Source organism: Janthinobacterium sp. 78, from assembly GCF_003096775.1.
GTDB lineage: Bacteria > Pseudomonadota > Gammaproteobacteria > Burkholderiales > Burkholderiaceae_D > Janthinobacterium > Janthinobacterium tructae.
The window spans coordinates 4,564,472-4,587,156 of record NZ_QENT01000001.1 but is presented as its reverse complement, the minus strand read 5'-3'; the positions used below and the strand labels follow the sequence as shown (position 1 = coordinate 4,587,156).

Here is a 22,685-nt window from a genome sequence, read left to right as displayed (position 1 = left end):
CCGGGCCTGGCGACAACCGCGCTCCACCAGCAGCATGCCGCCAAAGATGGACAGGTACCATCATTTAGGCAAGTCGAAGAGCAGAAATTCCGCATCTTCCGGTTGCGTAATTGTCACGGCCGCTTCCTGCGTCAATTTCAGCGCATCGCCCGCTTTCAAGGGCGTGCCGTTGACCACCAGGCTGCCGCGGATCAGGTGCACATACGCAATGCGGCCTTCGTCCAGCGCATGTGCGGCTTGCTCGCCTTCCTGCAGGATGCTGGCGTAGAGGGCCGCATCCTGGTGGATCAGCACGGAACCCTGGCGCCCGTCGGACGAGGCGATCAGGCGAAGCTTGCCCCGTTTGCTTTCCGGCGTAAAATGTTTCTCTTCATAGCTGGGGGCAATGCCCGTCACGTTCGGCTGGATCCAGATTTGCAGGAAGTGCAAGCCATCCGTGGCGGAATGGTTGAACTCGCTGTGGCGCACGCCGCTGCCGGCGCTCATGCGCTGCACATCGCCGTAGTGCAGTACGGAACCGGTGCCCATGCTGTCCTTGTGTTCCAGCGCGCCGTCGAGCACATACGAAATGATTTCCATGTCGCGGTGGCCGTGCGTGCCGAAACCCTGGCCTGGCGTGACGCGGTCTTCATTGATCACCAGCAAGGGGCCAAAACCCATGTGCAGCGGATCGTGGTAGCTGCCGAAAGAAAAGCTGTGGTGGGAATTGAGCCAGCCGTGGTTGGCGGCGCCGCGTTCTTCGCTATGACGAATCTGTAACATGGTGGACTCCGTTTCTATCAATGAATGTGCGATAATTTCGAAGGAACTTTGCGCGGCTGCTGCCGTGGCGCCGATGCTGCCCTTCGCTGTACGATGGAGAGAGTATAGGCCGCCCACTCCAGAAAGAAAAACGGAAAATCTTGCGACCTATGATCGAAAAAATCGAATGTTAAGACTGAGCCTGGAAGCCTTGCAAATCGTCGACGCCATCGACCGCCGCGGATCGTTCTCGTCGGCCGGCAAGGAATTGCATAAAGTGCCGTCCACCATTTCCTATACGGTGGCCAAGCTGGAAGACGATCTGGGCGTGCAAGTGTTCCGGCGCAATGGTCCGAAAGTCATGCTGACGGCGGCCGGCCAGGAGTTGCTGAAAGAGGGCCGCTATTTATTGAAGGCGGCACAGGACCTCGAACACCGCGTACGCCGGGTGGCGTCCGGCTGGGAAACAGAGTTGTCCATCGGCATCGATTCCATGTTTTCCGCCGTGGCCCTGGCCGACGACGTGCGCACCTTCTACGAGGTAGCACAGCAGACGCGCTTGCGCCTGTCGCAGGACACCCTGTCGGGCACCTGGGAAGCGTTGCTGGACCGCCGGGTCGACTTGCTGGTGGGCGCGCCCGGCGACGGGCCGGCGGGCGGCGGCTATATCGCGCAGCCGATCGGCATGCTTGACTTCGTCTTTGCCGTGGCGCCCACGCATCCGCTGGCGCAGGTGGCAGAGCCCCTGTCGCGCGGCCATCTGCAGCAGTACCGGGCCGTGGTGGTGGCTGACTCGGCGCGCCAGATGGCGCCGCGCACCGTGGGGCTGCTGCTGGGGCAAGATGCCTTGAGCGTGCCGAGCATGCAGGTCAAGTTCGACTACCAGGTGCTGGGACTGGGTTTTGGCTTCCTGCCGGGACCGTGCGCGCGCGCCGCCATTGCGCGCGGCCAGTTGGTGGAAAAGGCCGTGGAAGAACCAAAACCGTCGGAAACGTTTTACCTGGCGTGGAGAGTGGGCGAGGATGGCGCCGCGCTGCGCTGGTGGATGGCGCGCATGCGCGAACCGGATGTGTTTGCCCGCCTGGCACAGCATCTGCCGGGCCATTCGGCGCAGGTCTTAAAATGTTGACATATGCCAACATTTTTAAGTTACCATATTCATAGTATTTCGACCGTCTTTCTGCTCCGACCTGCATGCCCCATAGTGGGATTTTGATGATGACACACACCGCAGCGCCCCTGATATGTTCCCCTGACCTGGCACACGCGCGGGGTTGCCATGCTTGAGGCGAAGGTCGCGCTGTGCCTGGGCCTGGCCCAGGACGCCCGTGAACAGGCGGGGCCGCAGCAGGCCGCCACTCTGGCGCGACTGCAGGAAGAGCTGGAGCGGCTGCGCGGCGTCAGCCGGCCCGTGGTGCGCGTGGCGCTTGCCGACGCCTTGCTGGAAATCGATCCCGATGGCTTCCTGATCGGCTGGAACCATGGCGCTGAACAGATGTTCGGCTATTCCGAACTGGAAGCGCTGGGCCAGCACATCCTGTTTTTGTATCCGGAAGACGATGCGGAAGCGAGCGTGCTGGAACTGCATTTCAAGCAGGGCGACGTGGCCACCGATGTGCGCCGGCGCAAGAAGTCGGGCATGGTAACGTGGCTGCGCATGCACCGCCACGTGATCCACGATCAGGCGGGCAAGGCTTGCGGCATGGCCGTGCGCCTGTCGGCCATGAGCGAACCGCTGTCCGACGTGGACAAGGTGAGGTTGCACGCACGCATCATCGAAGACAGCGAGCAAGCCGTGCTGATCACGGACTCGGAAGAGCGCATCGTCTCCATCAACAGTTCGTTTTCCCGCATCACCGGCTATTCGCCGGCCGAAGCCATCGGCCGCACACCGGACTTGCTGCGTTCGGGCGTGCACGACCCCGATTTCCGCGCCAAGGTGCGCGCCGCCATGCGCGGACACGGCTCCTGGCGCGGCGAAATCATCGGCAAGCGCAAGAATGGCGAACTGTTCCCGCAAGACGTCACCATCAGCGTCGTGCGCGACGAGTATGGCGAGATCAGCCATGTTTTTTCCCTGTTTTCCGATATCTCGGTGCACAAGGATGCCGAGGCGCGCATGCAGCGCATGGCCAATTACGACAGCCTGACGGGCTTGCCCAACCGCTGCCTGCTGAACCAGCTGGTGGGCCAGGGCCTGGCTGAAGCGAAACGGCAAGGCACGCATGGCGCGCTGATGGTGATCGACATCAGCCGCATCGGTTCCATCAGCGACACGCTCGGCCACGAAGTGGGCGACCAGCTGGTGATCGCCATCGGCCAGCTGTTCCGTGGCGCCTTGCGCGACGCGGACATCCTGGCGCGGGTCGACAACAGCAAGTTCGTCGTGGCGCTGTTGCATATCGAAAAGCGCGAACATGCGGCGAACGTGGCGCAAAAGCTGCTCAACCTGTTGGAAGCGCCCATCAATATCGATACGCACGCCTTGCACGTGGGCGCCAGCATCGGCATCACCGTGTATCCGGAAGATGGCCTGGAAGCGCCGGCCCTGTTCCGCTTTGCCGACGTGGCCGTGGCCAAGGCGGGGCAGACCATCGAATCGACCTTCCTGTTTTTCCGTGAAGACATGAACCGGCGGGCCAAGGAACATTTGCGCCTGGAAAGCGAAATGCGATTGGCGCTGGGCGACAAGGAGCTGGAATTGCATTACCAGCCGAAAGTGAGTCTGGCCAGCGGGCGCATCGTGGGCGCGGAAGCCTTGCTGCGCTGGAAGCATCCGATGCGCGGCATGGTTTCGCCCGGCCTCTTCATTCCCGTTGCCGAGGAAACCAGTTTGATTTTAGAGTTGGGCACCTGGGTGCTGGACGAGGCTTGCCGCCAGATCCGCAACTGGGAAGACCGTGGCCTGCACATGCCGGCCATCGCCGTCAACCTGTCGGCGCGCCAGTTCGACGAACAGTTGCCGGCGCGCATAGCGGCCGTGCTGGAACGCTATGGCGTGCGGCCCGACCAGATCATGCTGGAAATCACGGAAAGCCTGCTGATGCGCGGCGCCGACAAGGTGATCGACATCATGAACCAGCTGGTGGCCATGGGCCTGGCGCTGGCGCTGGACGACTTCGGCACCGGCTATTCCAGCCTGGCGTATTTGAAGAAATTTCCCATCAGCACCCTGAAAATCGACCGCTCGTTTGTCGTCGGCTTGCCGTTCGATGAAAACGATTGCGCCATCGCCCGCGCCATCGTCACCATGGCGCAGCAACTGCGCCAGGAAATCGTCGCCGAAGGGGTGGAAACGGCCGAGCAGATGCGCTTCCTGCGCGAACTCGGTTGCGACCAGTTGCAAGGTTATCTGTTCAGTCCTGCCGTGCCGGCGGCGGAATTCGAAGTGATGCTGGGCGATGGGCGGCAGCTGCGGCTGGAAACGGCGACCGTCTAATCGTCGCCCAGCTGCACTTGTTCCAGCAGATAGTCGAGTATCACGCGCACGCGGGCCGGCACTTGCTGGCCCGGTCCCACGAAGACGGCGTGCACGCGTCCACGGTCGCGCGGATTGTAGTCCTGCAGCATGGCCATCAACTTGCCTTGCTCGCCTTGCTCCATATTCGCGCAGCACGTGCTGGCGCGCCGCAACCTGGCTGCCCCTGTGCGGGGGCGGCCGTGTATTAAGGGGACGCTTCAGGTATGCACGGCGGCGCACGGCGCATTGCGTTTCTGGCGCTGCGCCATATAGGAGCTGCCCATCGATGCGGCCATGATCATGGCAATCGCCAGCCACTGCCCGGCCCCCAGGCGCTCGTCGAGCAGGATGTACGCCAGCATGGCGGCCACTGCCGGTTCCATGCTGCTCATGATGCCGAACGCTTGCGGCGTCAGCCGCTTCAGGGCCACCATTTCCAGCGAGATCGGTATCGCGCTGGAAATGAGCGCCACGCCCAGGCCCACGCCCAGCACGACGGGCGAGAGGAGGGCGGCGCCGCTATGCATCACACCCACAGGCACCACCACCAGCGCGGCCATCGCCAGGCCCAGCGATACCGAATGGCCTGCATGCAAATGGCTGGCGCGCTTGCCGAAGACGATGTACGAAGCCCAGCAAACGGCGGCGCCCAGCGCGAACAGCACGCCCGTGGGATCGAGATTGCTGACGTCGTGGCCGAGCGGCAACAGCAGCGCCAGTCCCGCCACGGCCAGTGCCACCCAGACGAAATCGACCGGCCGGCGCGAGGCCAGCAGGGCCACGGCCAGCGGGCCGGAAAACTCGATCGCCACGGCGATGCCGAACGGTATCGTGCGCAGCGCCATATAAAAACACAGGTTCGTCAGCCCCAGCGCCGCGCCGTACAGGGCCACCGTGCGCAGGTCGGCGCGGCTCAGCTGCCAGCGCCAGGGGCGCCAGAACAGCAACAGCAGCAGGGCGGAAAAGCCCACGCGCACGGCCGTCGTGCCTTGCGCACCGACCAGCGGGAACAGGCTGTGCTTGGCCCATGAGGTGCCCAGTCCCAGGCAGGTGACGGAGCCGAGGATGGCGAGCAGGGGAATCAGCGAGGAATAGCGGCGTAATGGCATGGTGATAAAAGGCTTGATATCGGAATAGTGAAAGTTTATTGTGTCTACTCTGATATTTGCACTGTATTTTGACCCTCATGACGCAACTTTCGCTCATGCCTTCCCTCGCCCTCGATGCCTTCGACCTGGCGATCCTCGACATCTTGCAGCGTGATAACACGACTTCGCAGCGCGAAATCGCCCAGGCCGTGCATTTGTCCGCACCGGCCGTGCAGCGGCGCATCCGCCGCCTGCGCGAAAGCGGGGTGATCCGTCAGGAAGTGGCCGTGCTCGACGCCAGTCGCCTGGGCCGCCCCTTGATACTCACGGTGGAAGTGCATCTGCACGACGAGCACCCGCTGCGCACGGCCGGCCTGCGCGCGCGCATCATGGCCGAGCCTGCCATCCAGCAGTGCTACGGCATCACGGGCGAGGCCGACTACCTGCTGGTGATCACGGCCAGCAGCATGGCCGAGTACGAGGCGCTGACGGAACGCCTGTTCGGCGGCGACGACAATATCCGGCGCTACCGCACCTCGGTGGCCTTGACCTGCCTCAAGATGGGCTTGCACGTGCCGCTGGGATAGAGTGATCGGCGCTGCACGGCTATCTGCCCCGCGCGCCCGTATCGCTCACGCCGACCTGTGCGCGTGGCACACGTGTCACAATGCGTGACCCGCACGCCCCGTGCCACTCATCCCAGGACTTTCATGACCCGCGCCATCCTCGACGAAGCCCAGATCCATCCCGCCGCCCGCCCTTTGATCGGCAGCAAGCACCAGGACATCGTGCGCGAAGTGCAAGCGGCCATTGCCGCGCATCAGGTGGTGGTGGTCGGCATGGCGCTCAATCCGTTTCCGCGCAAGGCGCGCAAGATCCTCGACGTGCTGGGCACGCCCTACCAGTACCTGCAGTACGGCAGTTATCTGAACCAGTGGCATCGCCGCAATGCGCTGAAAATGTGGACGGGCTGGCCGACGTTTCCCATGGTCTTTGTCAACGGTGTGCTCATCGGTGGCGCCAGTGAGCTGCAAACGCTGGTGGGAAATGGCGAGTTCAGCGCCATGCTGGCGAAGAAGGTGCGCCAGTTTTAAGACCTGCCTGACTTCTCTTACTCGCCCGGCCGCCACGGCGACTTGCGCGTGCGCAAGGGGTCGAGCAAGCCGCGCAAATCATTGTGGTCGAGCTCGTACATCAGCGCAATTAAACTGCCCAGTTCGCCCGAGGGGAAGCCCTCGCGCGCGAACCAGCCCAGGTAGTGTCCCGGCAAGTCTGCCAGCAAGCGTCCCTGATATTTTCCATACGGCATTTCGCGCGTGACCAGCAGCGCCAGTTTTTCTGAATTCATGGTGGTGACCCCGTGTTGATGGGGCCAGTGTAGCAGACCATTACATTGTTGATTTGCGCGCAACTATCTTCTGCCTGATGAGGTATTTTTAGAAACAAAGAAAACCCCGATACTGCATGCCCCCATCATTTATCGGAGTTTGTCATGCCCATTGCCTTGCTCGCGCTGACCCTCAGCGCCTTTGCCATCGGAACCACCGAGTTTGTCATCGTCGGGCTGTTGCCCACCATCGCCGCCGACCTGGGCGTCAACCTGCCGTCGGCCGGCTTGCTGGTCAGCCTGTATGCGCTGGGCGTCGCCGTCGGCGCGCCCGTGCTGACTGCCTTGACGGGCAAGATCCCGCGCAAAACCTTGTTATTGTCGCTGATGGTCCTGTTCACCTTGGGCAATTTGCTGGCCTGGAAGTCGCCCGGCTACGAAACCCTCGTCATCGCCCGCATCCTGACGGGGCTGGCGCATGGCGTGTTCTTTTCCATCGGCTCGACCATCGCCACCTCGCTGGTGCCGAAGGACAAGGCGGCCAGCGCGATTGCCATCATGTTTACGGGCTTGACCGTGGCCCTGGTGACGGGCGTGCCGCTGGGCACCTTCATCGGCCAGCATGCCGGCTGGCGCGAAACCTTCCTCGCCGTCTCGGCGCTGGGACTGGTCGCCTTTGTCGGCAGCCTGCTGTACGTGCCATCGAGCATCAAGCACGGCAAGCCCGCGTCCCTGCTGCAGCAAGTGCAGGTGCTGGGCCAGCCGCGCCTGCTGCTGGTGTACGCCATGACGGCCGTCGGCTATGGCGGCTCCTTCATCGCTTTTACCTATCTGGCGCCGATCCTGCAGCAAGTGTCGGGTTTCAGCGCCGGCGCCGTGGGCGCGGTGATGCTCGTGTATGGCGTCTCCGTGGCCTTCGGCAATATCTGGGGCGGCAAGCTGGCCGACAAGCAGGGCCCGGTGCGTGCGCTGAAACGTATCTTCCTGCTGCTGGCAGCCGTTTTGCTGCTGTTGACCTTCACGGCGCCGCATCGCGTGCTGGTCGTCATCACCGTGCTGCTGTGGGGCGCCGTGGCTTTCGGTAACGTGGCTGGTTTGCAAGTGTATGTGGTGCAGCAAGCGGAGCACTTCACGCCCCGCGCCGTCGATGTGGCCTCGGGCTTGAATATCGCCGCTTTTAATCTGGGCATCGCCGGCGGCGCCTGGGGCGGCGGCCTGATCGTGGAACACCTGGGCCTCGTGCATACGGGCTGGATCGGCGCGCTGGTCGTGCTCGGTGCATTCGGCTTGACGGCCTTGAGCGGCAGGCTGGATCGCCTGAACCCGATTCCCGTGCGTGCTGGCGGCGAAAAGTCGATGCATGCGGTGGGGCATTAAGCTGGCACGGGCGAGCGTAGGGTTTACAATAGTGCTTACCTTTCTCTCGCCCATACTCCCCATGTCCGATACAGCAATGTCACCGCTGCGCCTGCGCGCCGCCATCAATCCGAAACCGCTGGGCGTCGCCCTGTTGCTCATCGTGCTCGGCGCCTGGTACCTGGCGCAAACCGTCGGCGCCACGCTGTCCGCGCTGTACGTGGTGGGCGCCTTGCTCGGCGTCACCCTGTATCACGCGGCCTTCGGCTTTACGTCCGCCTGGCGCGTCTTCATCGCCGATGGCCGCGGCGACGGCTTGCGCGCGCAAATGCTGATGCTGGCTGTGGGCGTGGCGCTGTTCTTCCCCGCGCTGTCGGCCGGCACCCTGTTCGGCACGCCCGTCGCGGGCCTGGTGTCTCCCGCCGGCACCTCGGTGATCTTCGGCGCCTTCATCTTCGGCATCGGCATGCAGTTGGGCGGTGGTTGCGCTTCCGGCACCTTGTACACGGTCGGCGGCGGCAGCACGCGCATGCTCATCACGCTGGCCGCCTTCATCGTCGGTTCCGTGATCGGCACGGCGCACATGCCGTTCTGGACGGCGCTGCCGCAATTGAAACCCATTTCCCTCGTCACAAGCCTGGGCCTGGTACCCGCGCTGGCGCTGAACTGGATCGTCTTCGCGCTGATCGCCGGCATCACGGTGCTCGTCGAAAAGCGCCGCCACGGCAAGCTCGTCGCCACGCCGCTGCGCCCGGCGCAGGCGTCGCCCTGGCTGCACGGCCCCTGGCCGCTGGTGGCGGGCGCCGTCGCGCTCGTCGTGCTGAACTTCGCCACCCTGGCGCTGTCGGGCAAGCCGTGGGGCGTGACGTCTGCGTTTGCCCTGTGGGGCGCGAAAGCGGCGTCCGTGGTCGGCATCGACACGGCCAGCTGGGCCTACTGGTCGACCACGGCAAACGCCGCCGCCCTGGCCGCGCCATTGACGCAAGACAAGACTTCCGTGATGGATATCGGCATCGTGCTCGGCGCCATGCTGGCGGCGGCGCTGGCCGGCCGCTATGCGCCCGTGTGGCGCATCCCGCGCCGTTCGGTGATCGCCGCCGTCGTCGGCGGCTTGCTGCTCGGCTACGGCGCGCGCCTGGCGTATGGCTGCAATATCGGCGCTTATTTCAGCGGCATTATCTCTGGCAGCCTGCACGGCTGGCTGTGGCTGGTGTGCGCTTTCGTCGGCAACGTCGTCGGTACGCGCTTGCGTCCGTGGTTTGGCCTGGAAGTGGAGCGCGTGAAACCGACCGGCTGCTGACACCGGCGTCAACAGGGGCTTTGCTGTACGCTTTCCTGTATATTGCTGCCCCTGTTCACCTTTGGCGCCAGCGCAACGTTCATGTCCCCAGTCACCCTGTTTGCCGTCATCCTCGCGTATTTCCTGATTTTGCTGGGCGTGGCGTGGCGCACCTCGCGCCACGCCACCAACGACAGTTTTTTCATCGGCAACAAGGACAGCAACTGGATGCTGGTGGCCTTCGGCATGGTCGGCACGACGCTCACGGGCGTGACCTTCATCAGCGTGCCCGGCGCCGTGGGCAGCAACGGATTTGGCTACATCCAGCTGATGCTCGGCTATGTGCTCGGCTACCTGGCCATCACCTTCATCTTGCTGCCGCTGTACTACCGGCTGCAGCTCACCTCGATTTACCGCTACCTGGAATGGCGCCTTGGCCGGCGTGCCTACCAGAGCGGTGCCGCATTCTTCATCCTGTCGCGCCTGCTGGGCGCCACGGCGCGGCTGTATCTGGTGGTCAATATCCTGCAAGCGACCATCCTCGACAGCCTGGGCGTGCCGTTCTGGCTGACGTCGTGCGTCGTGCTGCTGCTGATCCTGCTCTACACCTACGAGGGCGGCGTGAAAACCATCGTCTGGACCGATACCCTGCAAACGGCGTGCATGCTGGCCGGTCTCATCATCTGCAGCGTGTTTTTGTTGCGCGCAATGGATCTGTCCTTCATCGACAGCCTGGAGCGCATGCGCGCGCAGGGCCTCACGCGTATCTTCACCGTCGACCCGGACAGCCCCGCGTATGTGTGGAAGCACATCGTGGCCGGCATGTTCATCACGATCGCCATGACGGGCATGGACCAGGAAATGATGCAAAAGAACATTTCCGTGCGCACCTTGCGCGATTCGCAAAAGAATATGCTCAGCCTGACCGTGGTGCTGACGGGCGTGCTGCTGCTGTTCCTGTTTTTGGGCGGACTGCTGCACCTGTACGCGCCGCTGGCCGGCGTGACGGCCACGGGCGATAAACTCTTCCCCGCCATCGTGCTCGGGCATTTCCCCGCCGTGGTGCAGCTGATCTTCTTCATCGCCCTCATTTCCGCCCTGTTTCCCAGCGTGGATGGGGCGCTCACTGCCCTGACGTCCACCTTCTGCATCGATATTTTGGGCGTGCAGCGCAGGCCGGAGTTGAGTGCGGCGGCGCAGATGCGCTGGCGCCGCCGTGTGCACCTGGGGTTTGCCGCACTGTTCCTGATATTGATCATGGCCTTCAAGTGGCTGGACGATCCCAGCATGATCGGCGTGATCCTGAAGCTGGCCAGCTATACCTATGGTCCGCTGCTGGGCCTGTTCGCCTTCGGCCTGCTTTGCAAGCGCGGCGTGCGCGACCGCTGGGTGCCGCTGGTGACCGTGGCGGGGCCGCTGCTGTGCGCGCTGATCGAGCAGGAGCAGGCGCTGCTGTTCGAGCATTACCGCATCGGCCTGGAATTGCTGATCCTGAATGGCGCCCTGGTGCTGGGCGGTTTGTTCCTCATTTCCACGCAGCCAGGGCAGGCCATCAAGGGCGCGGCACACTTGTCAAAATAAGACGATTCAGCCCGTTTTCAGTTATATTGGTTTCCTTTCGGTACACAACCCCACGGAGCATCAATGTCACTCAACCCCTTCCCGCCGCTGCGCCGCGGCTTTGGCGCATTCTGGCGCGCGCTGGACGCCACCCGCCGCGCGGTCATCAATCTGATCTTCCTGCTGATCGTCATCGCCATCCTGATCGCCATCTTTGGCGGCGGCGCCAAGCCTCTGGCGGAAAAGACCACCCTGGTGCTGGACTTGCAAGGCCCGCTGGTCGAGGAAACCCCGGGCGGCGTGCGCGAGGCGGTGCTGGCCAATGTCAGCGGCGAAGTCAAGAAAAACGTGCAGTTGCGCGATGTGCTGGCGGTGCTCGACACGGCGTCCAAGGACAAGAACATCGGTTCCATGGTGATCCTGCTCGACGAGCTGCAGGGCGGCGGCCTCGCATCGCTGCGCGAAGTGGCGGCCGGCGTGGAGCGTTTCCGCGCCACGGGCAAGAAAGTCACGGCCTGGGGTTCGAGCTACAACCAGCGCCAGTACCTGGTGGCGGCCAAGGCCGACGAGGTATTCCTGCACCCGATGGGCGGCGTCATGCTGGAAGGCTTTGGCCGCTACCGCAATTACTACCGCGACGCGCTCGATAAAGTGGGCGTGACGGTGAACCTGCTGAAAGTGGGCACGTACAAGAGCGCGGCCGAGCCGTTCATCGCCAACGGCCCGTCCGAAGCGGCGGCCGAAGCGGACCGCTACCTGAACAACGGCCTGTGGACCACCTACACGACGGACGTGGAAAAGGCGCGCAAGCTGCCGGCCGGCGCCATCATGCAAACGATCGACAAGCTGCCCGAGCTGATGACGGCCGCTGGCGGCGACCTGGGCAAGCTGTCGCTCAATGGCAAGCTGGTCGACGGCCTGAAAACGCGCGATGAGCTGCGCCAGTTCATGATGGCGCGCGGCGCCAAAAATACGGAAGGCACGAACTTCCGCCAGATCAATTACACGGATTACCTGGCGCGCCTGCGCCCCGTGCATATCGGCGACGCCGTCGGCGTGGTCATCGCCTCCGGTGAAATCGGCGACGGCATCGCTTCGCCGGGCGCCATCGGCGGCCTGTCCACCTCGCGTCTGATCCGCCAGGCACGCGAAGACAAATCGATCAAGGCCATCGTGCTGCGCGTCGATTCGCCGGGCGGCAGCGCCTTCGGCTCGGAATTGATCCGCCGCGAACTGGAACTGACGCGCGCCGCCGGCAAGCCGGTGGTCGTCTCGATGGGCAACGTGGCCGCTTCGGGCGGTTACTGGATCAGCACCTCGTCCGATGAAGTGATCGCCGACGCGGCCACCATCACCGGTTCCATCGGCGTGTTCGCGATTTTGCCGACGGCCGACAAGGTGGTGGAAAAGCTGGGCATCCACACGGCCGGCTCGCCCACCACCTGGCTGGCCGACGCGGGCAACCCATTGCGTCCGCTCGATCCCCGCTTCGCGCAAGTGATCCAGGGCTCGATCAACCACGTGTATGGCGACTTCCTGAACCTGGCCGCCAAGGCGCGCAAGACGACACCGGAAAAGATCGATGAAGTGGCGCAGGGCCGCGTCTGGACAGGCTTGCAGGCGAAAGAGCGCAACCTGGTCGACCGCATCGGCAGCTATGGCGATGCGCTGGCCTCGGCCGCCAAGCGCGCCAAGCTGGGCAGCGATTACCGCGTGACCTATCTGGAGCAGGAAACGTCGAACGTGGACCGTTTGATCGGCATGTTCGGTTCCAAGGCCATGGCCTCGCTGGGCCTGGGCGAGCACGTGAAGCTGGGCCTGGCCACGACGGGCTTGCCGGCCGACGCGGCGCTGGGCATGGCGCAGGACCTCTCCTGGCTGTCGGGCATCACGCGCGAACACAAACCGTTCATGGCGCTCACGCACTGCCTGTGCGAGGTGCCACTGGGCGGCAAGTAATACCCACATCAACAACCTACCCAAGCCGGCTTCGCCCGGCTTGTTTTCTATGCAGAGCAGACTATGGCAAGCGACATGCATACACACACTGACACGGCGATCACCATCCGTCCCTGCGTGAAGGGCGATGAACAGGCGCTGGTGCTGGTGGGGCAATCGACTTTTCTTGAAGCGTTCGCCGGCATCCTCGATGGTGCCGACGTCATCGCCCATTGCCAGCGCCAGCGCCAGCACGACGTGCAGCTGTATCGCAACTGGCTGGCGCTGCCGGCCATGCGACTGTGGCTGGCCGAAGCCACGCCCGGTGGCGCGCCCGCCGCCTGAGCACCCGCATGGCGCCAGGTCAAGGCCGATGGCGGGAGATTTGTAGCGAGTTTGTATCTGCATGCGAGTCGCCCGCGCACCGCTGGCGCCGGGGCGCGAGGCCCCGCAAGCCTGATTTTTCCACCGTTCCCTCACAGCGCAGGCACGCCAGCCTGTCCTCCTGATCCTCGCATGCCAGCCTGGCTGTGTGTAATTGTTTCAAGTAGAAATGAAACAGATACATGACTATGCTAGAGTCGTTTCACGCTAGGGAGCGATGTTTTTTCAGCTGATTTTCAGCTCTTGACTCCCCCGGCTGTGTACCGAAACAACCCCGAAAAACGGTCGTCCGGCCTGAGTGTGCTCCACCTCGGCCGGCGCCACAGACTCGCCGTGCCAGCGGCGTATACAAGGATAAGCGATGGATTCGCAGACAACACCCAACACCGCGCGGCGCAGCCGCCGTTCGAAAATCGTCGGCACAGTCATCGCGCTGGCCGTGATGGCTGCACTGGGGGGCGGTGCCTGGTACCTGACACACTCCGGCACCAGCGTCCAGGGCGGTCCCGGCATGGGCGGCCCTGGCGGGCCAGGTGGTCCCGGCGGGCGCCGTGGCGGCCCATCGACTACCGTGGGCGTGGCCACGGCTGTGAAGTCCGACCTGCCCGTGGTGCTCGATGCGCTGGGCACGGTGACGGCCGCGTCCACCGTGACGGTGCGCCCGCAAGTGTCGGGCATTTTGAAAGAGCTGAAATTCAAGGAAGGCGGCATGGTCAAGGCGGGTCAGGTGGTGGCGCAGATCGACCCGGCGCAGTTCGAGATGGCGCTGATGCAGGCCACGGGCCAGCGCCAGCGCGATGAAGCGCAGCTGGAAAACGCACGCCTGACGCTGAAGCGCTATCAAACGCTGCTGGGCCAGGATTCCATCGCGCGCCAGGATGTCGATACGCAGGCCGCGTTGGTGAAACAGCTGGAAGGCACCGTCATGACGGATCGCGCCGCCGAAGGCACGGCCAGGCTGAACCTGGGCTACACCAAGGTGGTGTCGCCGATCAGCGGCCGCGCAGGCCTGAAGGTGGTCGATATCGGTAATCTGGTCAGCACCAGCGACGCGGGCGGCGTGGTGGTGGTGACGCAGCTGTCGCCCATCGACGTGCAGTTTTCCGTGCCTCAGGATAAAGTGCAGACCATCCAGGAGCGCCTGAATGCCGGCTCGGCTCTACCGGCGCTGGCGCTGGACCGCACGCGCACGCATACGCTCGACAAGGGCAGCTTGAGCGCGCTGGATAACCAGGTCGACGTGCAGACGGGTACCGTGCGCGCCAAGGCCCGCTACGCGAACGACAAGATGGCCCTGTTCCCCAGCCAGTTCGTCAACGTGCGCCTGGAACTGGGTAATATCACGGGCGCCGTGCTGGTGCCCGTCACGGCCCTGCGCCACAGTAACAACGGCGACTTCGTGTATGTGCTGAAAGCGGATAAAACCGTCACCGTGCGCATGGTCACGCGCGGCCAGGCCACCACCGACATGGTGGAAATCCGCGCCGGCCTGGAAGCGGGCGAACAAGTCATCACGGAAGGCGCCGACCGCCTGAAGGAAGGCGCGAAAGTCACCCTGGCGGGCGACAAGCCTGCCGGCGCGCGCGGTGCAGGCGCCGGTGGCGCAGCTGGCGCGAACGGCGAACGCCGCCACCGCCGCCAGCCGGCTGACGGCGCGGCCAGCGCATCGGCAGCGGCTTCCGCATCCGCGCCAGCCGCAGTACCAGCTAGCGCGCCAGCGAAGGGCGCAGCGCAATGAGTCCATCGACGCCCTTCATCAAGCGCCCCGTCGCCACGGCGCTGCTGATGCTGGCCATCGTGCTGGCGGGGCTGGTCGGCTTCAAGTTCCTGCCGCTGGCCGCCTTGCCGCAGGTGGACTTCCCCACCATCCAGGTGCAGACCCTGTACCCGGGCGCCAGTCCCGAAGTCATGGGGCAGACGGTCACGGCGCCACTGGAGCGCCAGTTCGGGCAGATGTCGGGCTTGCAGCGCATGAGTTCCACCAGCGCGGCCGGCGTTTCCCTCATCACCCTGCAATTCACGCTGGGGCAGACGCTGGATGTGGCCGAGCAGGAAGTGCAGGCCGCCATCAACGCGGGCGGCTCGCTGCTGCCGACCGACTTGCCGGCGCCGCCCGTGTACGCGAAGATCAACCCGGCCGACGCGCCCGTGTTGACGCTGGCGATTACCTCGGACACGATGCCGCTGACGCAAGTGCAGAACATCGTCAACACGCGTCTGGCGCTGAAAATCAGCCAGGTCAACGGCGTCGGCCTGGTCTCGCTGTCTGGCGGCCAGCGTCCCGCCGTGCGCATCCAGGGCGACACCAAATTGCTGGCCTCGTATGGCCTCGGCCTCGACAGCCTGCGCACCGCCGTCGCGGCGGCCAACGTCAACAGCGCGAAGGGCAGTTTCGACGGTCCCACGCGCTCGTTTACCATCAACGCCAATGATCAATTGGTGACGGCGGAAGACTACAAGCGCCTGATCATCACCTATAAAAACGGCGCGCCCGTGCGCCTGTCCGACGTCGCCAATGTCGTCGACAGCGCTGAAAACACGCGCCTGGGCGCCTGGTCGGGCAAGCGGCCGGCCATCATCCTGAACGTGCAGCGCCAGCCCGGCGCCAACGTCATCAAGACGGTCGACGCCATCAAGGCCCTGCTGCCGGACTTGCAGGCCAGCCTGCCGGCGGCCATGAAGCTCGATGTGCTGAGCGACCGCACCACGGGCATCCGCGCCTCTGTCGAACACGTGGAAATGGAACTGCTGTTGTCCGTGCTGCTGGTGGTGCTGGTGATCTTCGCCTTCTTGCACAGCATGCGCGCCACCGTGATCGCCAGCCTGTCCGTGCCGATCTCGCTGATCGGCGCCTGCGGCGTCATGTATTTGCTCGGCTACAGCCTGAACAACCTCTCCTTGATGGCCTTGACCATCGCCACCGGCTTTGTCGTCGATGACGCCATCGTCATGATCGAAAACATCGCCCGCTACATCGAAGAGGGCGAAACGCCGATGGCGGCCGCCCTGAAGGGCGCGTCGCAGATCGGCTTTACCATCATCTCGCTGACGGTGTCCTTGATCGCCGTGCTGATTCCCCTGCTGTTCATGGGCGACGTGGTGGGCCGCTTGTTCCGCGAATTTGCCATGACCCTGGCCATCACGATTCTGATTTCCGCCGTCGTCTCGCTGACCCTGGTGCCGATGATGTCGGCGCGCTGGCTCAAAAGCCGTGCCGATGAAAAGGTCAGCGCCACGGGCCAGCGCATCCAGGCTTTCCTCGACCGCGTGATCGTGCAGTACGACCATGCGCTGGTGTGGGTGCTGAAACGCCAGGGCTTGACCCTGCTGGTGGCCCTGGCCACCTTGCTGCTGACCGTCATCCTGTATATCACCATCCCGAAAGGCCTGTTCCCCACGCAGGACACGGGGCAGCTGAAGGCGCGCATCGAAGCGTCGCAAGCCGTCTCGTACGAGCGCATGGCCACCTTGCAGCAGGCCGCCGCCAGCGCGTTGCTGGAAGACCCCGCCGTCGATACCTTGAGTTCCCTGGTCGGCGTGGATGCGGCCAACAACACCATGCTGCACACGGGCAGCATGCTGATCAACCTGAAGCGTCCGCGCAGCGGCAGCCAGGACGAGATCATGGAGCGCCTGCGCGACCGCGTGGCCAGGGTGGCCGGCGTGACGCTGTATCTGCAGCCGACGCAGGATCTGACCATCGATGCGGAATCGGGCCCCACGCAGTACCGCGTCTCGCTGGAAGGGGCCGACACGGCCACCGTCACCGAGTGGGCCGGCAAGCTGGCGGCGCGCATGCGCGAGCAATCGCAGCTGCGCAACGTCGTCACGGATGCGGGCGCCACGGGCGCCGCCGTCACCGTGGCCATCGACCGCGACAGCGCCGCGCGCATGTCGGTGACCACGGCCACCGTCGATGACGCCTTGTATAACGCCTTCGGTCAGCGCATCATCTCGACCATTTTCACGGAAACCAACCAGTACCGCGTGATCCTCGAAGCGCAGCCCGGCATCGTCACCACGCCGACCGACCTGTCGGAACTGCAGGTGCGCACGGGTTCCGGCAAGTCGACGCCGCTGTCCGCGTTTGCCAGCGTCAGTGAAAAACAGGCGCCGCTGCAAATCACGCACGTGGCGCAATACCCCGCCACGACACTGGGTTTCGATACGACGCAAGGCGTGGCGCTGGGCAGCGCCGTCGACGCCATCCGCCAGGCGGCGAAAGACATCGCCTTGCCGCCATCGGTGACATTGACGTTCCTCGGCGCGGCAGGCGCGTATGAAAATTCGCTGTCGAACCAGCTGTGGCTGATTCTGGCCGCCGTCGTCTGCGTCTACATCGTGCTGGGCGTGCTGTACGAAAGCTACATCCACCCGCTGACGATTCTGTCGACGCTGCCGTCGGCCGGCGTGGGCGCCTTGCTGGCGCTGATGATTTCCGGGCAGGACCTGGGCGTGATCGGCATCATCGGCATCATCCTCTTGATCGGCATCGTCAAGAAGAACGCCATCATGATGATCGACTTTGCCATCGAGGCCGAACGCGATGAAGGCAAAAGCCCGCAGGAAGCCATCCACCAGGCGGCCCTGCTGCGCTTCCGTCCTATTTTGATGACGACCCTGGCGGCGCTGTTCGCGGCCGTGCCGCTGATGCTGGGCTGGGGCGAGGGCGCCGAGTTGCGCCGTCCGCTGGGCCTGGCCATCTTCGGTGGCCTGATCGTCAGCCAGGTGCTGACCTTGTTTACCACGCCCGTCATCTACCTGGGCTTCGACCGCCTGGGCCAGCGTTTCGCGCGCAAGACACCTGGGGTGAACCTGGACAAGCCGGCCGATAATGCGGGGAGCGCTGCGTGAACCTGTCCGAACCGTTCGTCAAGCGCCCCATCGCCACCGTACTGCTGACCATCGGCATCGCGCTGGCGGGCATCGGCGCCTTCTTCGTGCTGCCCGTCTCGCCGCTGCCGCAGGTCGACTATCCGACCATTTCCGTCAGCGCCAGCCTGCCCGGCGCCAGCCCCGCGACCATGGCCACCTCGGTGGCCACGCCGCTGGAGCGGCGCCTGGGCGTGATCTCGGGCGTGAACGAGATGACGTCGTCGTCGGGCACGGGTTCGGCGCGCATCAATTTACAGTTCGACCTGAACCGCAAGATCGATTCGGCCGCGCGCGAAGTGCAGGCGGCCATTGCCGCCGCGCGCGTGGACTTGCCGGCCACCCTGCGCAGCAACCCCACCTACCGCAAGGCCAATCCGTCCGACGCGCCCGTGATCATCCTGGCGCTGACGTCGAAAACGCGCACGCCGGGCCAGATCTACGATGCCGTGTCGAACCTGGTGCAGCAAAAGGTGGCGCAAGTGAAGGGCGTGGGCGACGTGGAACTGGGCGGCGGTTCGCTGCCGGCCGTGCGCGTGGAATTGCTGCCCTACCAGCTCAATCACTACAGCGTGTCGATGGAAGACGTGCGCGCGGCCATCCAGGCCAGCAACGCCAACCGTCCCAAGGGGGCGATTTCCGGCGATGCGCGCAGGCTGCAGATCTATTCGGGCGCCAGCACGGCCTCGGGCGGGCGCAGCGCAGCCGACTACCGCAGCCTGGTGGTGGCCTGGCGCGATGGCGCCGCCATCCGCCTCGACGACGTGGCTGAAGTGGTCGACGGCGTGGAAAACAACAATACCCTGGGCCTGTTCAATGGCGACCCGGCCGTCATCGTGCTGATCACGCGCCAGCCGGGCGCCAACGTCATCGCCACGGTCGACGGTGTGCGCGCGCTGCTGCCGCAACTGCAGGCGCAGCTGCCCGGCGACATCAAGCTGCAGGTGGCGTCCGACAGCACCAACTCCATCCGCTCGTCCCTGCACGAGATCGAATTCACCTTGATCCTGTCCATCGTGCTCGTCGTGCTGGTGGTCAGCGCTTTCCTGCGCAGCGTGCGTGCCACCATCATCCCGGCCGTGGCCACCATCGTCTCCTTGCTGGGTACCTTCGGCGTGATGTACGTGCTGGGTTTCAGCCTGAATAACCTGTCGCTGATGGCGCTCACGGTGGCCACCGGCTTTGTCGTCGACGACGCCATCGTGGTGCTGGAAAATACGCAGCGCCACATCGAGGCGGGCATGGACCGCTTCAAGGCGGCCCTCTTGGGCGCGCGCGAAGTGGGTTTTACCGTGCTGTCGATCAGCCTGTCGCTGGTGGCCGTCTTCATCCCGCTGCTGTTCATGGGTGGCCAGGTGGGGCGGCTGTTCCGCGAATTTGCCGTCACCCTGTCGGCCGCCGTGATGATTTCGCTGGTGATCTCGCTCACCACCACGCCGATGATGTGCGCCTGGCTGCTGAAAAGCGGGCAGCAGCATAAAAAGCCGGGCTTTGTCGCGCGCTGGTTCGAGCGCGGTTTCGAGCGCATGCTGAAAGTGTATGAACATTGCCTGGACTGGGCATTGTCCAGCGCCGCGCTGGTGATGACGATCCTCGTGTTCGTCGTCGGCCTGAACGTGTATCTGTTTGCGGCCGCGCCCAAGGGCTTCTTCCCGCAGCAGGATACGGGCCAGATCAATGGCGGCATGCGCGCCGACCAGAGCATCTCGTTCCAGGCCATGCAGGGTAAATTGCGCCAGCTGGTCGACATCATCAAGGATGACCCGGCCGTCGCCACCGTCGTCGGCTTTACGGGTGGCGGCAGGGCGGGGGGCGGCTTCATGTTCATCGATTTGAAACCGGCCTCGCAGCGCACCGACAAGGGCCAGGCCGTGATCGCGCGCCTGCGCCCGCAGCTGGCCAAGGTGACGGGCATTTCGCTGTTCCTTAACCCCGTGCAGGATTTGCGCATGGGCGGGCGTTCCAGCAATTCCACCTACCAGTACACCCTGATCAGCGACAACCAGGCGGACCTGAAGAAATGGGCGGCGAAACTGGCCGACCAGATGAAGCTGCAGCCGGCCCTGATCGACGTCGACACGGACCAGGCGGAAAACGGCGTGGAAACGTTTGTCAGCATCGACAAGGACCGCGCCACGCAACTGGGTGTACAAGTCAAGGATATCGACAATGCGCTGTACAACAGCTTCGGCCAGCGCCAGGTGGCGACCATCTACGATGAGCTGAACCAGTACCACGTGATCATGGAAGTGGCGCCGCGCTATGCGCAAAGCCCGGAAGCGCTGCGCTCCGTGTATGTGCCGGCGTCGAACGCGGCCGCCGTCGCCGCCACCGCCACGACAGCCACCACCAGCACCACCAGCACCACCAGCACCGTTGCTGCGACGGCGTCCAACACGACGGCGGCGCGCGATCCGTCCAGCGGCTCGGCCCTGTCCACGACCCTGGCGCACATGGTGCCGCTGTCGTCGTTCAGCAGCTTTGCCGAAAGCTCGACGGCCACCTCGATCAACCACCAGGGCGGCGAGCTGGCCACCACCGTGTCGTTCAACCTGGCCGACGGCTATCCGCTCAGCGACGGGCAGGCCGCCGTGGCCCAGGCGGAGTCGGAAATCGGCATGCCGGTGAATGTGCGCGGCAGCTTCCAGGGTTCGGCGAAGAGCGCGCAGGACAGCAACAAGGAGCAGCCGCTGTTGATCCTGGCGGCCATCGTGGTGATCTACATCGTGCTGGGCATCCTGTACGAAAGCCTGATCCACCCGATCACCGTGCTGTCGACTTTGCCGTCGGCAGGGGTGGGCGCCGTGCTGGCGCTGCTGCTGTTCCGCATGGAGTTTTCCATCATCGCCCTGATCGGCGTGTTCCTGTTGATCGGTATCGTCAAGAAAAATGCTATATTGATCATCGACTTCGCGCTGGAGGCCGAGCGTTCGCGCGGCTTGACAGCGGTGGAAGCGGTGCGCGAGGCATGTTTGCTGCGTTTCCGCCCCATTCTGATGACCACTCTGGCGGCGGCGCTTGGCGCCTTGCCGCTGGCGATCGGTTTCGGCGAGGGGTCAGAGCTACGCCAGCCCTTGGGGGTCGCCATCATCGGCGGCCTGATTGCCAGCCAGTTACTCACATTGCTGACCACCCCGGTGGTCTACATCCTGCTTGACAAGCTGCGCACGCGCAGCGCCGACGAGCAGCAATTGAGCCGCATTCCTGGGCCAGATAACCCGAGCACACAATCATGAAGCAAGTAAAACCTATCGTATCGACCGTCCCCGCACGCCACCTGCTGGCATTGGCGGCGGCCGCAGTTCTCCTGGCCGGTTGCGCCGTCAGCCCCGCGTATGAAACGCCGACGGCCGCCGCGCCGCAAACGTTCAAGGAAGCGGCCGGCTGGCAACCTGCCGTGCCGGCCGATACCCTGGAGCGCGGTCCCTGGTGGACCCTGTTCGGCGACGCGCAGCTGAACCAGCTGGCCGAAGGCATCGACATCTCGAATCAGAATGTGGCCGCTGCCATCGCCTCGTACGAGCAGGCGCGCGCGCTGGTGCGCGAACAGCGCGCCTCGCTGTTCCCGGCGGTGAACCTGACGGGCAGCGGTGCCCGTTCCGGTGGCGGGGGAGAGCAGCAGACGAACAACAACTTCAAGGCCGCCATCGGCGCCTCGTGGGAACCGGACGTGTGGGGCAAGCTGCGCGCCGGCGTGACGGGGGCCGATGCCAGTGCCGCCGCCAGCGCGGCCGACCTGGCTGCGGCGCGCCTGTCGGCGCAGGGCGAGCTGGCCATCAATTATTTTTCGCTGCGCCAGAGCGATGCGCAGATCGCGCTGCTGAACGCCACCATCGATGGCTACAAGCGCGTGCTCGACATCACCGGCAACCGCTTCAATGCCGGCATTGCCGCCAGGTCCGACCTGCTGCAGGCGCAGACGCAGCTGGCCAATGCGCAGATCGATCTGTCCAGCCAGACGCGTTCACGCGCGCAGCTGGAACACGCGATCGCCATTCTGCTGGGCAAGGCGCCGTCCGACTTCAGCCTGGCCGTGGCGCCGTGGACCCTGACCGTGCCCGAGGTGCCGCTGGGCGTGCCGTCGACCCTGCTGCAGCGCCGTCCCGACATCGCCGCCGCCGAGCGCAGGGTGGCCGTGGCCAACGAGCAGATCGGCATCGCCCGCTCGGCCTACTATCCGAGCCTGAACCTGACGGGATCGTATGGTTCCGGCGCCAGCAAGGTCGGCGACCTGTTCAATGCTTCGTCGAGCCTGTGGTCGCTGGGCGTGTCGGCCGCGCAAACGCTGTTCAACGCGGGCGCCACCACGGCCAGTGTGGACGCGGCCAGGGCGGGGCATGAGGCGGCCGTGGCGCGCTACCGCCAGACGGTATTGAGTGCCTTTGGCGCCGTGGAAGACCAGTTGTCGGCCACGCGTGCGCTGGCCGAGCAGCTGGCCTTGCGCCAGCAGGCGTCGTCCGCCGCCGACCAGGTCGAGCAGCAGATGCTGAACCGCTACAACGCGGGCCAGGTCGGCTATACGGACGTGGTGACGGCGCAAGTGACGGCCCTGTCGGCGCGCCGTTCGCTGGTGCAGGCACAGGCGGACCGCCAGACGACTGCCGTGGCCCTGATCCAGTCGCTGGGCGGCGGCTGGCATGTGCCGCAGGCGCAGTAAGGGGTAAGCAGCCCGCGCGCCAA

17 protein-coding genes are annotated in these 22,685 nt (G+C 64.6%); 13 read left to right on the top strand and 4 right to left on the bottom strand.

Features of this window, described 5'->3' with window-relative positions; all coding sequences use genetic code 11:
* Positions 1-60: 60 nt before the first annotated feature.
* Positions 61-762, bottom strand: a complete 702-nt coding sequence (locus C8C92_RS20155; protein WP_116745075.1) for a pirin family protein — start codon at positions 760-762, stop codon at positions 61-63.
* A 166-nt stretch (positions 763-928) separates the two neighbouring features.
* On the opposite strand from C8C92_RS20155, the gene C8C92_RS20150 reads away from it, so the two are divergent.
* On the top strand, positions 929-1,870 hold the full coding sequence (locus C8C92_RS20150) for a LysR family transcriptional regulator (protein ID WP_116745074.1): 942 nt from the start codon (positions 929-931) through the stop codon (positions 1,868-1,870).
* A gap of 150 nt (positions 1,871-2,020) precedes the next feature.
* Positions 2,021-4,180: an EAL domain-containing protein gene (locus C8C92_RS20145; protein WP_116745073.1), complete on the top strand. Its 2,160-nt coding sequence runs from the start codon at positions 2,021-2,023 to the stop codon at positions 4,178-4,180.
* Here C8C92_RS20145 and C8C92_RS27580 read toward each other — a convergent pair.
* Both C8C92_RS27580 and C8C92_RS20140 read right to left on the bottom strand, forming a co-directional pair.
* Positions 4,177-4,317, bottom strand: a complete 141-nt coding sequence (locus tag C8C92_RS27580; protein ID WP_165829509.1) for a hypothetical protein — start codon at positions 4,315-4,317, stop codon at positions 4,177-4,179. The two genes, C8C92_RS20145 and C8C92_RS27580, sit on opposite strands and share 4 nt — an antisense overlap.
* Positions 4,318-4,419: 102 nt before the next feature.
* Complete coding sequence (locus C8C92_RS20140) at positions 4,420-5,310, bottom strand: DMT family transporter (RefSeq protein WP_116745072.1); 891 nt, start codon at positions 5,308-5,310, stop codon at positions 4,420-4,422.
* A 95-nt stretch (positions 5,311-5,405) separates the two neighbouring features.
* Between C8C92_RS20140 and C8C92_RS20135 the strand changes: the two genes are divergently transcribed.
* A complete protein-coding gene (locus C8C92_RS20135) occupies positions 5,406-5,876 on the top strand; it encodes an Lrp/AsnC family transcriptional regulator (protein WP_116746052.1) in 471 nt (156 codons plus the stop codon).
* Positions 5,877-5,999: 123 nt separating this feature from the next.
* Positions 6,000-6,383, top strand: coding sequence for a glutaredoxin (locus C8C92_RS20130; protein WP_071076390.1), 384 nt, complete (start codon positions 6,000-6,002; stop codon positions 6,381-6,383).
* A 17-nt stretch (positions 6,384-6,400) separates the two neighbouring features.
* On the opposite strand, the gene C8C92_RS20125 is transcribed toward C8C92_RS20130, so the two are convergent.
* Positions 6,401-6,637: a DUF3820 family protein gene (locus C8C92_RS20125; RefSeq protein WP_071076391.1), complete on the bottom strand. Its 237-nt coding sequence runs from the start codon at positions 6,635-6,637 to the stop codon at positions 6,401-6,403.
* 144 nt (positions 6,638-6,781) lie between these two features.
* On the opposite strand from C8C92_RS20125, the gene C8C92_RS20120 reads away from it, so the two are divergent.
* The 9 genes from C8C92_RS20120 to C8C92_RS20080 all read left to right on the top strand — a co-directional run bounded on the left by C8C92_RS20120 (position 6,782) and on the right by C8C92_RS20080 (position 22,662).
* The gene (locus tag C8C92_RS20120; RefSeq protein ID WP_116745071.1) at positions 6,782-7,993 is read left to right on the top strand and encodes an MFS transporter; all 1,212 of its coding nucleotides are present in this window, start codon (positions 6,782-6,784) and stop codon (positions 7,991-7,993) included.
* Between the two features lie 61 nt (positions 7,994-8,054).
* Complete coding sequence (locus C8C92_RS20115; RefSeq protein ID WP_116745070.1) at positions 8,055-9,272, top strand: YeeE/YedE family protein; 1,218 nt, start codon at positions 8,055-8,057, stop codon at positions 9,270-9,272.
* Between the two features lie 81 nt (positions 9,273-9,353).
* The gene (locus C8C92_RS20110; RefSeq protein ID WP_116746051.1) at positions 9,354-10,832 is read left to right on the top strand and encodes a sodium:solute symporter; all 1,479 of its coding nucleotides are present in this window, start codon (positions 9,354-9,356) and stop codon (positions 10,830-10,832) included.
* Positions 10,833-10,895: 63 nt separating this feature from the next.
* Complete coding sequence (gene sppA, locus C8C92_RS20105; protein WP_116745069.1) at positions 10,896-12,770, top strand: signal peptide peptidase SppA; 1,875 nt, start codon at positions 10,896-10,898, stop codon at positions 12,768-12,770.
* 75 nt (positions 12,771-12,845) lie between these two features.
* The gene (locus tag C8C92_RS20100; protein WP_207781027.1) at positions 12,846-13,094 is read left to right on the top strand and encodes a hypothetical protein; all 249 of its coding nucleotides are present in this window, start codon (positions 12,846-12,848) and stop codon (positions 13,092-13,094) included.
* A gap of 400 nt (positions 13,095-13,494) precedes the next feature.
* Positions 13,495-14,871: an efflux RND transporter periplasmic adaptor subunit gene (locus tag C8C92_RS20095; protein WP_116745068.1), complete on the top strand. Its 1,377-nt coding sequence runs from the start codon at positions 13,495-13,497 to the stop codon at positions 14,869-14,871.
* Positions 14,868-17,987, top strand: coding sequence for an efflux RND transporter permease subunit (locus tag C8C92_RS20090; RefSeq protein ID WP_116745067.1), 3,120 nt, complete (start codon positions 14,868-14,870; stop codon positions 17,985-17,987). The genes C8C92_RS20095 and C8C92_RS20090 overlap by 4 nt, the downstream gene beginning before the upstream one ends.
* Entirely contained in the window at positions 17,984-21,241 is a 3,258-nt protein-coding gene (locus tag C8C92_RS20085; RefSeq protein ID WP_116745066.1) for an efflux RND transporter permease subunit, read from the top strand. The genes C8C92_RS20090 and C8C92_RS20085 overlap by 4 nt, the downstream gene beginning before the upstream one ends.
* Complete coding sequence (locus tag C8C92_RS20080) at positions 21,238-22,662, top strand: efflux transporter outer membrane subunit (RefSeq protein ID WP_116745065.1); 1,425 nt, start codon at positions 21,238-21,240, stop codon at positions 22,660-22,662. The genes C8C92_RS20085 and C8C92_RS20080 overlap by 4 nt, the downstream gene beginning before the upstream one ends.
* Positions 22,663-22,685 lie beyond the last annotated feature (23 nt).